Below are 11,383 nucleotides of genomic sequence, written 5' to 3' on the forward strand. Positions count from 1 at the left end.
CCCTACACTTTTTCTATTTTGACACCAATGGTATGTACATTATTTCCCGCAACTGGAGAAATGGTGTTTTCCAATAGATGACTAGCACTCATTCCCTTGTTGTAAGCTATATCTTGCTTTTTACTTGTATGTCCAAATCCAAAATAAGCAAAAAGCGTATCTTCTCTAATACCAATTGTAGGCAATACACTTGCTATTTGGCTTCCAACCTTGCTAGTTATCTTTATTTTATCTCCCTTTTTGAGCTTTAATTTATCAGCTACTTTTTGATTAATCCACACAGCATTATCACTCATTAGCGTATTTAGCCAAGGTATATTCATTGTGTGTCCATTTGTATGCACAGCAACCTTGCCTTGAATGAAGTAAAATTCATCTTCATTTTTTAGCTTTGGATTGTTATAAGTAAGTCCGCCTCTACCACATGCTTTTTCTAGTGCTTCATCAAAAAGTTCAATCTTGCCACTTTTTGTTTTGCATTTTAAAACCTCGCTAAACTCTCTATCGCTATCTAAATTTGCCTTAGAGTTTGGATATTTTTCTACAAATTTTTTAATGCTTTCTTTATCTCTTGCAAGAAGTGGAATCCCATAGCTATTCATTCCTTTTTCTTTTAGCTTAAACATCTCATTAGGATAGTTATAGCCTTGCTTAATTCTAAAATCCTCTATATCTGTATAAGGGAATGCACTCTCATAGCCCATTTTTTTAGCAAGTTCTAAATAAATTTGCCATGATGGCTTTGTATTGCCTATGGGTTCTACTGCTTTTTGCCTTACTTCATAGCCCGGATTCTTGCCATTTTTTGCCAAAAACTGCTCATCTCTCTCCAAGTAAGTAGATTCTGGCAAGATAATATCTGCATATTGTGAAGTATCAGACACATACACATCTACACTTATAAATAAATCTAACTTCTTAAGTGCTTCTACAACTTCATTAGAATCATTAACCGTCATTACCGGATTTGAACGAGTAATAAATAGACCCTTAATTGCATAGGGTTTTTCTTCTAAAATTGACTTAAAAACTTTAGAGTAGATTCCTCTAGTTTTAGAAATTTTACTAAATTCACCATCTTTTATATCAATCAAGTCAATTCTAGGTTCTTGTGGAATTTCTAATTTTGGTAAAATAGAACCCTTAAACTCGGGTGCCACATGCTCTCCTGCAAGCTTATTATAAAGTGCTGGAGATTTAGGGAAATACAAACCACCTTTTGTTTCAATATTGCCTAAGAGTGCATTTGCTATGGCTATTGCTCTTCTAAACTCTATTTCTTCTGGGCTAAATGTCGCTCTATGCCCGAAATCCACCATAGAATGCGGAGCATATTTTGCACATTCTCTTGTTAGCTCTCTTATTCTTTTTGCACTTATATCACATTCCTTAGCCATTGCTTCTGGTGTGTAATTTTTAACACTTTCTTTAAGTTTTTCAAAGCCTATTGTGTATTTTTCTACAAACTTTTTATCATAAAGCTCTTCAAAGATTAAAGTATGCACCATAGCCATCATAAAGGCAGTATCTCCGCCTGGACGGATAGGAATCCATTCACTTGCCTTTGATGATAGCACAGAAAATCTAGGATCAAGAGAGATCAATTTGGCACCTTTTTCTAGTGCTTGTGTTACTCCTCTTGCATAGCTTATTACCATTCCTTCATATACATTGTGTCCAAAATTTAGCATAAACTTACAATTTGAAAAATCTCTACTAATAGAGCCGTTGCCAAACACGCTTGTAAGTGCTACTGAATAGCCTGAAGGGCATGTATTTCCATGATCAAAAATATTAGGACTTCCATAAGCATAGGCAAATTGATTTAAAAAAGTTTGCTCTGGACCACTCTTAGATGCAAAGGCCACGCTTTTAGCCCCATATTTTTCTTTAATTACACTTAGTTTTTGAACTATGTAATTATAAGCTTCTTCCCATGAAATTTCTTTTCATTTTCCATCGCCCCTCTCACCTGTTCGCATAATAGGATTAACAAGTCTATTTGGATCAAAAAGCTGATTAACCCCAGAGCCTCCTCTAGCGCATATTGCACCCCCTGTACTAGTAGAATAGGGATTGCCTTGAATGAAGACTTTTTGCGCCTCTTGCAAAGTATCTACTCTAGCTTCAATAGGACAGCGAGTACTGCACATTTCACAAATACTTGGGACAAATTTTGAAGAACCTTTCACTTCTCCACTAAAAGCCCCCAAAGTCCCTGGCATAAAACTTAAAACAACAGAAGTTGCACTAACACCTTTTAGGAAATCTCTCCTATTTATATCTGTTTTTATACTCAATCTATCCTCCTTTAAATTAAGTCATAACCATGATACTACTATTTTTTTATTTTTTAAACATTTTTTATTTATTTTATATTATTAATATTGGGCGTAAAAATGCGATATAATCTTGTATAATCATGGGTTGCAAATTAATTATTAAGGCAAATTTTCATACCATTTCAAAGTTAAAAATTGTTGGAGTTTAGATGAATCTTTCTAAAACTATTCGTTCGTTTTTTGCCACTGTTATAGTTGGTATAGAAGTTGATAATAAGTCTTGCATTATTGCTTCTAAATTTTATAAAAATGGTAAAAATATAGACACTCAAACAAAAGAGTTTAAAACTATACCAGGAGAACTTCCAGCACAAGCAGTAAGATATGTCAAAAAGATTCGTACAAAAAATCCCTTCACATATATCTCTACTCTCTCATCATCAATAATACAAGGTGCAATTCATAACGAAAAGGAAGTGGAGTTTGAAAAATACGGTATAAATCCAAATGAAATAGTTCAAAAAAATCAAAATTCTTGGCTTGTTTATGTCTCTAAAGATGGTATTGCAGAGACAAAAAAGAGATTTTTAAAACTAGGTGCTGATTTTATTATTTCCCCATTTATGGTTTTGTATTATCTATCAAAAAATATATTTCAAGATTCTTGCAAACTTTATATTCTTTTTCAGCGTTCAAATATTACCATGATTGTTACTAATAAAAATGAAGGAGTGCTATTTGGTGGATATTATGTGCTAGATAGCGAGATAGATTCTGAACTAAAAGTAGTTGAAAATACATATAACTTTGATGATGAAGATGATTTATCTTCTGGAATCCAAGATGAATTAAGCGATGTAGATGGAATTGATTTTAGTCATGATGGTAGCGATGAAGAGTTAATTGAGGTTTTAAAGGGAGATGATTCTGATTTTGATAGTAGCGATGAATCAAGTGGGGAAGATAATAGTGGGGATGATTTAAATGATTATGCGAGAGTTACTACTGCTTCTAAGTTTATACAAACTGCCTTAAATGAATTTTATAATAATGAATTGTATAAAAGTGAATTTATAAATGATATAGTTGTCTTTAATCCTCACAATATAGAAGAAGAAACACTAAAGCAAATAGAAAATATAACCATGTTAGAAGTTAGGATTGAAGAGTGTAATATTTCTGAAGTTTTGGCAAATTTGGGCTATGAATCTTATAAATACTTTGATGAAAAGGGGCAAGTATGAAAAATTATAGCTTTACCCCACCTATTAAAAAAACAATATTCAAAAAAGTAACACGTATCTGGTGGGGATATATATTTTTGACATTATTTATATTCTTTGGATTCGTGGTAATGTTAAAGATTCAAGCGCATTTTATGATTAAGCATACTGAAGAAGCATTGAAGATTCAAAGTGTGTTGCTAAATGATATCAAAACAATACAAGAAAATCTAGCACATGAACAAGAAAAAGTGTATTTTGGTGAGTTTTTGGTAACGCAAAATAAACTATTGCAAGATAGTATAGAAAATTTATTTGATTTAATACCAGAGCAAATAACTCTAAATAAGATACAAATGGAACAATATCAGCTAACATTATATGGAACAACGCCTTCAAAGCAGATATATACATTTTTGCTTGAAGTGCCACTTAGATCTATTTTTACGCAAAGTAGGGCTGATTTTTATACTTTACCAAATGGTTGGTATAACTTTGTTTCAGTTAGTAAGCTTCAAGCAGACCAAACAAATATGACTAATACAGAGCAAAAAGAGAAGCAATGAGAGCATTTTTCGCACAGATAGATTGGATTAGGAATACATTCTTTTTTGTATTTTATTTTTTCTTGGTTGTAGGAATCTTTCTTGGAGTAGTAAAGCCACAGCTAGATTCGTTTAGAAACACGAATGCAAAATATAGAAAGGAACTATTTGTAGTAAAGCAAATAGAAGAGCAAAAAAGAGCAGAAATACAGAGGCTAGAGGAATATAAGGCTAATAATAATTCTGTATTAGGTATGTTTAATGATAAGCTAACAAAACAAGATATAGAAGATAAGCTTGCAATTTATTTTAATACTTCTGGTATTGTAGCTGATGGAGCACCGCTAATTGAGGGAAATTATTATAAACAAAGATATGTAGTTAGCGGACAACTAAAAGATATAAATACATTTAGAGAAGCATTAAATTTAACAAAACAGCTAAATGGTTTAGCAAGATTTAGTTTCCCAATACACATAGAAAGAGAGGGAGAGATGCTCACATTCTCATTTAGGCTTGATGTGTATTATCTGCCAAATTAATCTTTATTTTGTGCTTCTAAAAGCTCTTTATGTTGTTTGTCTAACTTATAACTAAAATACACAAACACCGCCCATAACGATGCTGGTAACCACCCTATTAGTGTTATTTGTAATAATAAACATAAGATTCCTTGAAATGGCTTCCCCATAAAGAAAAATGACAAAAATGGTATAAAAATACATAAAAATATCAAGTAAAACTCCAAAAATAAAATTCACAAATTTTATTTTCTCTTTTGTTGAAAGTCAAATTCACTTATACAACTATAATAATTACAATATGTATATTTAAATTATTTAATTATTTATATAGATATATCTACGATAAATTAGTAGTTATTAGTATATATTTTATTTTTAGTATTTATAAAAATATAAATACATATTGTGTTTATAAAAATATCTACTATAATCTCATTAAATTTTTTAAAAAGTATTACAAATGAGTAATATTTTAGGATTCCCACGAATCGGACAAAATAGAGAGTAAAAAAGCGTTGGAGAGCTTTTGGAATGGTAAGTGTAGTGAGGGTGAATTAGAAGAAGTCGCAAAGTCTTTAAGGGCAAAGCACTGGGAGCTACAAAAAGACTTAGATTATGTGTGTGAATGATTTTAGTTTGTATGATAATGTGCTAGATTTAGCCTGTGCACTAAATGCAAAGCCAAAGAGGTTTGAATATCTAAATGGGTTAGAAGGATACTTTGCAATGGCTAGAGGGCATAATATAGGCGTAGCATGTGAGATGACAAAATGGTTTAATACAACTACCACTATAAAGATAGAGGAGCTAATCGCACTTGAAGCACTCTTTAAAGGAGGGGTAGATTCTAAAATATAAGAATTTTTAGAAGCTAACAAGCGTATAAATATATCTCGTGCCAATTCAGATAAAACGCACAATAAAGCAATAAGAGAGCGTGTAAGTGCTTATAGTATTAATAAAAGAGAGCTACCATTTGAATCTCGCATAAAGATTTAAAAAGAAGCGTTTAATTTACCACCTTTGTCCACAACTACGATTTGTTCATTCCCACAAATACAAGAGATTCGAGCATTGCGTTTGAAGTTTAAAAAGGGAGAGATTACAGAATCTGCTTATAAAGATGGCATAAAAGAATATATAAAAGATTGTGTAAGCTTTCAAGAAGAAGTAGGTTTAGATGTGCTTGTGCATGGAGAGTCAGCGCGAAACGATATGGTGGAGTATTTTGGTAAGCAGTTAGAGGGCTTTGTATTTAGCAAAAATGCGTGGGTGCAAAGCTATGGAAGCAGATGTGTAAAGCCACCAATTATCTTTGGTGATGTAGAGCGTCTTAAGCCTATGACGCTAGAGTGGATTACATACGCACAAAGTCTAACAAAAAAGATTCTAAAAGGAATGCTAACAGGTCCTGTAACGATACTTAATTGGAGCTTTGTTAGAGATGATTTACCTAGAAGCGAGGTGTGCAGACAAATAGCCATAGCACTTGCTGATGAGATAGATGATTTACAAAATGCAGGGATAAAAATCATACAAGTTGATGAAGCAGCATTTAAAGAGGGTTATCCACTAAGAGATGAAAATATAAAAACTTATGAATCTTGGGCGTTAGAGTGCTTTAAACTTGTAACTGCCATTGCAAAAGCTAACACACAAATTCACACACATATGTGTTATAGCGAGTTTAACGACATTATTAAAACCATTGACGCACTTGAATGCAGATGTCATAAGCATTGAGACTACAAGAAGTGGAAATGAGTTATTAAAAGTCTTTAAACAAGTTGGCTACACACATGAATTAGGTTCGGGCGTATATGATATTCATAGTCCTAGAATCCCAAGCGTAGAAGAAATTGAGATTCAAATAAAAGCCTTGCTTGAAGTCTTACCACAAGAGCAGTTATGGATAAATCTAGATTGTGGGTTAAAGACGCGTAAGTGGGAAGAAGTAAAGCCAAGCTTAAAAAACATAGTAGAAGCAGTAAGAAACATAAGGCAGAGGAGGTCGTATGTCTAGCGTAGATGTGGCTTTAGAATCTATTGTAAACAAGATTCATTCCAAAGATAGGTTTTTGAGTTTAGAGATAAACCCAAGCTTAAGTGCAAAGATTGAAGAAAACACCATAAATGAGCTAAGAGAGCTTTATAACATTGATGCATTTGTGGTTACAGATTCTCCTATAGCGCGTTTTAAGCCCTCATCTATTTTTAGTTCATTAAAGTTCCAAAATGCTTTGCAAAAGCCAGTGATTTGTACACTATCTATGAGAGATAGAAACTCTTTGGTTTTGTGTGGCGATATTTTGGGGGTTAATGAACTTGGACTTAGAGCATTTTTGATACTTACTGGAGATTGATTTAAAAATACTGACTGCAAGAGTACTAAGAGTGTCTTTGAGGGTAATTCTCTAAAACTTGCTAGTATTATAGATAATCTAAATTTAGGCATAGCACTTAATGGCAAAGAATTAAAAGAAAAAGTAAAAAAGATTTATAATTTTTTTGTGATTAATTCGTATGCTAACAATAAAGATACACTTATAAACAAAATAGACAAAAAACTAAGCACACATAGCATTGATGCACTATTTACGCAGCCAGTATATTGTAGAAGAAGTGTAGAATTTTTGTTAAAGACACTAGATAGGGCAAATGATAAGCATAGCACAAATACGGCTCTTGTGCTTGGATTATTTCCAATGCTAAGCTGTAAAACAGCCATTTTTTTGCGTGATAAACTACCTGGTGTATATCCCAAACCTTTGGATAAAAAACTAGAATCTGCATCATCACAAGGCAGAAAAGAGGAGAAAAAAGTGGGTTTAGAATTATCTTTGAATCTTTTTGAGAGATTGCAAAAAGTGCATAATAAATTCCATTTAATGAGTAAGAATCCTAGTGTTTTTAAGGCATTTGTATGATTTGGGTTTTTATAATTTTGCAAACTTTTTAAATTAGGATTACATTATGCGAAGCGATATTATTAAAAAGGGTTATGAGCGGGCGCCTCATAGGAGCTTATTGCGTGCTACTGGGCTAAAAGATTCTGACTTTAACAAGCCCTTTATTGGTGTAGCAAATAGTTATATTGACATAATTCCGGGGCATTTTTTCTTAAACAAATACGCACAAATTGTAAAAGAAGAAATAAGAAAGGCTGGTGGCGTGCCTTTTGAGTTTAACACAATTGGTGTAGATGATGGCATAGCTATGGGGCATGGTGGTATGCTCTACTCACTTCCTAGTCGTGAGCTAATAGCTGACTGCATAGAATCTGTAATGAACGCACACGCATTAGATGCGATGATTTGTATTCCAAACTGCGATAAAATCGTGCCTGGAATGCTTATGGGAGCATTAAGGGTAAATGTGCCTACAATCTTTGTAAGTGGTGGTCCAATGTTAGCAGGAAAGCTAGAAGATGGCACGATACTAGATCTAAACTCTGCATTTGAGGCAGTAGGAGCGTATGCAAGTGGCAAGATTGATGAAAAAAGATTACATGAGATAGAGTGCAATGCATGTCCTGGTGGGGGGAGTTGTAGCGGTATGTTTACAGCAAACTCTATGAATACGCTATGTGAAGCCATGGGTGTGGCACTAGAGGGTAATGGCACGATACCAGCACTTACAAAAGAGAGAGAAGAGTTACTAAGAAAGGCAGCAAGAAGGATTGTGGAAATCGCTTTGAGTGAGGAAAAAAGTGAGAAATTTAGATTTAGAAACATCTTAAACAAAAAAGCTATCACAAATGCCTTTGTCGTGGATATGGCAATGGGTGGAAGCACAAATACCGTGCTTCATATGCTAGCCATTGCTAAAGAAGCTGAAGTAGAGTTTGATTTAAATAACATTAATGAAATAGCTAAAAATGTAGCCCATATCGCTAAAATTGCCCCAGCACTAAGTAGTGTGCATATGGAAGATATAAATAGAGCAGGCGGTGTATCAGCAGTAATGCACGAAGTGGCTAAGAGAAATTCGTCTCTTGTACAATCTTTGAATGATTTCAGCGGCTCGACTTCAGTCATTTGCGATAAGCAAACTCCTTTGTCTTGCCTTGAAAAACATCCAAATCTTATACAAGATACTAGAATTTCAGATAACCTCCAAGAAAATCTCCAAAATTTACACAGCCACACTGCAAATACTGGAATTTGTGGAGAGGGTTTAGAAATCAATAATTCCATTTTATACCTTGATGCTTTAACAATTACGGGTGAGAGCTTAGGAGAACGCATAGCAAACGCACAAATTAGCGATACTTCTATCATTCGCACTAATGAAAATGCCTACTCACAAGTTGGGGGACTAAAGATTCTATTTGGCAATCTGTGCGAACAGGGTGCTGTGCTAAAGGTAGCAGCAGTCGCTGAATCTATGAAAGAATTTGTAGGTACTGCAGTGTGCTTTAACTCCCAAGAAGAAGCAATCAAGGGAATTGCAGGAGGCAAGGTAAAGGCAGGCAATGTCGTAGTTATCCGCTATGAAGGACCAAAGGGAGGTCCAGGAATGCAAGAAATGCTAAGCCCAACAAGCCTTATTATGGGAATGGGCTTAGGAGAAAGTGTGGCATTAATCACTGATGGACGCTTTAGCGGTGCGACGCGTGGAGCATGTATCGGACACATAAGCCCAGAAGCAGCTGAAGGGGGGCTTATAGCACTCATTGAAGATGGCGATAGAATTTCTATTTCTGTTTCTAATGGAATATTAGAATTGCTTGTGGATTCTAAAGTTATAGAATCTCGCAAAGCAAAATGGAAGCCGATAAAAAAAGAGATAAAAAGTAAGTGGCTTAAACGCTACTCACTGCTTGTAAGTAATGCAGCAAATGGTGCGGTGCTAAAGACGGAACTTTAGTATTATTTTGTTTTTTGTGTTGTGATTAGTTCTTCTTCTTTTAGCTCTTTTAGGATTCGTGCAACAGCTTCTCTTGCACTTCCTATATTGTGTGCTATACATTCTTGTGTGCAAACTACGACATTATCTCTAGTATATATTTTAAAACAATCTATGAAGCCATTGCTAAAAATATAGAAAAGAATTTGGCACTCTTGATTAAAATCAAAAAATATTGATACACTTTTGCAAAATTATTGCGGAGGCAGTTTTTGAATGTTTTGATTTATGGTTTTGGTTGGACTGGTAGAGCATGTTTGCATTTGTTGGAATCTTTTGGGATTTCGTGCAAGATTATTGATGATAGTTTAAATGTTGTGCATGATAAGTTTGTAAGCTTAGATAGTGTAGATGATTTTGATTTAATTTTAATTGCAGTTAGCAATAAACAAAATGTGATAGATTCGATAAATAACAAGATTTTAGCTGCGGGGGGGGGGGATTATAAGGTAAAAAATATCTCCCTTGATGGCTATAGAAAATCACAAGTAAAATTTTTTATAGAATATTATAAGTATAAGAACTATCTTTTAGAATCTCTTTTTAGTGATGACTTTTGCTTGAGTGGGTTTGCAGAAGTTTTTGAAAATATAAAAGTTAAACATAAGCAATTTTTAAAAGATAAGGCCAAAGATGATTATAATCGCCGTCTAGCTTTGGATAAGATAAATCCTAATTTAAGTGTATTTAGTAAGATGTATCAAGGAGCTAGTGGAAGATTATTTGATTTTGATGATGGGGATTCTGGTTCTTTTTTACTTGTTAATTATCCGGGTGTTATGCTAAATGCTTTTGGCGATACTTCTGATATGAATTTGTTTTTAAAAGAAGAAATTGACTTTGTATCTTTAAAAAATAGAAACAAGGATACTAAATTAGTCGTTCTTTTTGGGGCTTGCACTATAAGGGGAGGGCAGTGCGAAGAGGCATTTGTTGTGAAATATTTAAAAGAAATGCTAGATTCAAACTTTATAGTGCTAAATTGTGGGCTATCTGCTGTTACTTGGGAGAATTTTTTATTTTTTAATACATTTTTGTATCCTCTATTTCCTGATATTGTAGTAAATTTGTGTTTTACAGAGATTATTTTGTGTCAATATAATTGTGATGTGTGTTTGAAAACTTATCAAATACCATATAGTCCAACTTATGAGCTTAAGTTAGGGGATAGAGAAGATAGTGTGTATTCTTACTATCAAATGACAATAAGTGGTAAGCAGAATTTCAAAAATCCAAATATAAACAAAGATGATATTTTTGAAGCACTAGATATTAGGCTATTGCAGTTTTCTAATATGGTGGCTTCTTATGGTGGGAGGTTTTATGCAGTAATTCACCCATTTTTGCATTTAAAGAAATCTTGGAGCAAGGAAGAGAAGTGGGCTTATGTGTTCCATGATAAGCAAAATCCCGGAGTATATAATGGGTGTGAGGATTTACAAGAATTGGTTTATGAGTTTTTGCAAAGAAAGAGACAAATAAATATTTATAATTCAAATGATTATATAAAAGATTCTAAAGAGACACTTTTTAAAGATTGGATTCATATTAATGAATCTATGGCTAAAAAGTTAGCAGAGTATATTTTTACAATAATAAAGGAGTAAGTAATGAATGTAGTAAAGAGTCTGTTTGATAGTATTGGTAGAAGTGATTTAACAGAAGATATGGATAATTTGTTGGATAATGGACTTATAGATTCTATGGATATTATCGCATTTTTGGAGGCTGTTGAGAAGCATTATAAAAAAGACTTTGATGAGAGTTATATTGAAGTAGAATATTTTCAAAACTTCCACACTATACAAGAAATGCTTGATAGAGCTATGAAATAAAAAGAATTACAATTAATATGTAGACAAATATTATATAAAAACTAAGCCTTTCAAAGATATTTGTGG

General features: G+C 33.3%; 12 protein-coding genes and 3 pseudogenes. 11 read left to right on the top strand and 4 right to left on the bottom strand.

Translation table 11 applies throughout. The features are described 5' to 3' along the window. Positions 1–2: 2 nt before the first annotated feature. The gene (gene phsA, locus PF022_RS08100; protein ID WP_271023497.1) at positions 3–1,943 is read right to left on the bottom strand and encodes a thiosulfate reductase PhsA; all 1,941 of its coding nucleotides are present in this window, start codon (positions 1,941–1,943) and stop codon (positions 3–5) included. 6 nt (positions 1,944–1,949) lie between these two features. Next, positions 1,950–2,300: a twin-arginine translocation signal domain-containing protein gene (locus tag PF022_RS08105; protein WP_271023490.1), complete on the bottom strand. Its 351-nt coding sequence runs from the start codon at positions 2,298–2,300 to the stop codon at positions 1,950–1,952. Between the two features lie 191 nt (positions 2,301–2,491). On the opposite strand from PF022_RS08105, the gene PF022_RS08110 reads away from it, so the two are divergent. From PF022_RS08110 to PF022_RS08120, 3 genes are read left to right on the top strand one after another with little or no spacing between them, the layout of a single operon-like run. After that, the gene (locus tag PF022_RS08110; protein WP_271023491.1) at positions 2,492–3,526 is read left to right on the top strand and encodes a hypothetical protein; all 1,035 of its coding nucleotides are present in this window, start codon (positions 2,492–2,494) and stop codon (positions 3,524–3,526) included. Then, on the top strand, positions 3,523–4,071 hold the full coding sequence (locus PF022_RS08115) for a hypothetical protein (RefSeq protein WP_271021939.1): 549 nt from the start codon (positions 3,523–3,525) through the stop codon (positions 4,069–4,071). The genes PF022_RS08110 and PF022_RS08115 overlap by 4 nt, the downstream gene beginning before the upstream one ends. Next, the gene (locus PF022_RS08120; protein WP_271021938.1) at positions 4,068–4,592 is read left to right on the top strand and encodes a hypothetical protein; all 525 of its coding nucleotides are present in this window, start codon (positions 4,068–4,070) and stop codon (positions 4,590–4,592) included. Before PF022_RS08115 ends, PF022_RS08120 begins: the two co-directional genes overlap by 4 nt. Here the strand turns inward: PF022_RS08120 and PF022_RS08125 are convergent. Then, positions 4,589–4,786: a YqaE/Pmp3 family membrane protein gene (locus tag PF022_RS08125; RefSeq protein ID WP_271021937.1), complete on the bottom strand. Its 198-nt coding sequence runs from the start codon at positions 4,784–4,786 to the stop codon at positions 4,589–4,591. The genes PF022_RS08120 and PF022_RS08125 overlap by 4 nt on opposite strands. A 303-nt stretch (positions 4,787–5,089) precedes the next feature. Between PF022_RS08125 and PF022_RS08130 the strand changes: the two are divergent. From PF022_RS08130 to PF022_RS08860, 6 genes and pseudogenes are all read left to right on the top strand, one after another. Then, a pseudogene (locus PF022_RS08130) lies at positions 5,090–5,432 on the top strand (hypothetical protein). A 222-nt stretch (positions 5,433–5,654) separates the two neighbouring features. Further along, a pseudogene (locus tag PF022_RS08135) lies at positions 5,655–6,597 on the top strand (hypothetical protein). Beyond that, a complete protein-coding gene (locus PF022_RS08140) occupies positions 6,590–6,937 on the top strand; it encodes a hypothetical protein (protein ID WP_271021936.1) in 348 nt (115 codons plus the stop codon). Before PF022_RS08135 ends, PF022_RS08140 begins: the two are co-directional and overlap by 8 nt. Positions 6,938–7,084: 147 nt before the next feature. Further along, positions 7,085–7,501 (top strand): hypothetical protein, encoded by a 417-nt coding sequence (locus PF022_RS08145; RefSeq protein ID WP_271021935.1) that lies wholly within the window; start codon positions 7,085–7,087, stop codon positions 7,499–7,501. A 46-nt stretch (positions 7,502–7,547) separates the two neighbouring features. Beyond that, a pseudogene (locus PF022_RS08855) lies at positions 7,548–8,570 on the top strand (dihydroxy-acid dehydratase domain-containing protein); the annotation flags it as partial. Then, entirely contained in the window at positions 8,547–9,443 is an 897-nt protein-coding gene (locus PF022_RS08860) for a hypothetical protein (RefSeq protein ID WP_442908590.1), read from the top strand. The pseudogene PF022_RS08855 and the gene PF022_RS08860, both read left to right, overlap by 24 nt. Positions 9,444–9,445: 2 nt before the next feature. On the opposite strand, the gene PF022_RS08155 is transcribed toward PF022_RS08860, so the two are convergent. Continuing rightward, positions 9,446–9,658 carry a helix-turn-helix domain-containing protein gene (locus PF022_RS08155; RefSeq protein WP_271021962.1) on the bottom strand — a complete coding sequence of 71 codons (213 nt, stop codon included), beginning with the start codon at positions 9,656–9,658 and terminating at the stop codon, positions 9,446–9,448. A 36-nt stretch (positions 9,659–9,694) separates the two neighbouring features. Between PF022_RS08155 and PF022_RS08160 the strand changes: the two genes are divergently transcribed. Beyond that, the gene (locus PF022_RS08160) at positions 9,695–11,089 is read left to right on the top strand and encodes a hypothetical protein (protein WP_271023495.1); all 1,395 of its coding nucleotides are present in this window, start codon (positions 9,695–9,697) and stop codon (positions 11,087–11,089) included. Between the two features lie 3 nt (positions 11,090–11,092). Then, positions 11,093–11,317 carry an acyl carrier protein gene (locus tag PF022_RS08165; RefSeq protein ID WP_271021931.1) on the top strand — a complete coding sequence of 75 codons (225 nt, stop codon included), beginning with the start codon at positions 11,093–11,095 and terminating at the stop codon, positions 11,315–11,317. The last annotated feature ends 66 nt before the right edge of the window (positions 11,318–11,383 follow it).

The organism is Helicobacter sp. WB40 (assembly GCF_027859275.1).
GTDB classification, from domain to species: domain Bacteria; phylum Campylobacterota; class Campylobacteria; order Campylobacterales; family Helicobacteraceae; genus Helicobacter_D; species Helicobacter_D ibis.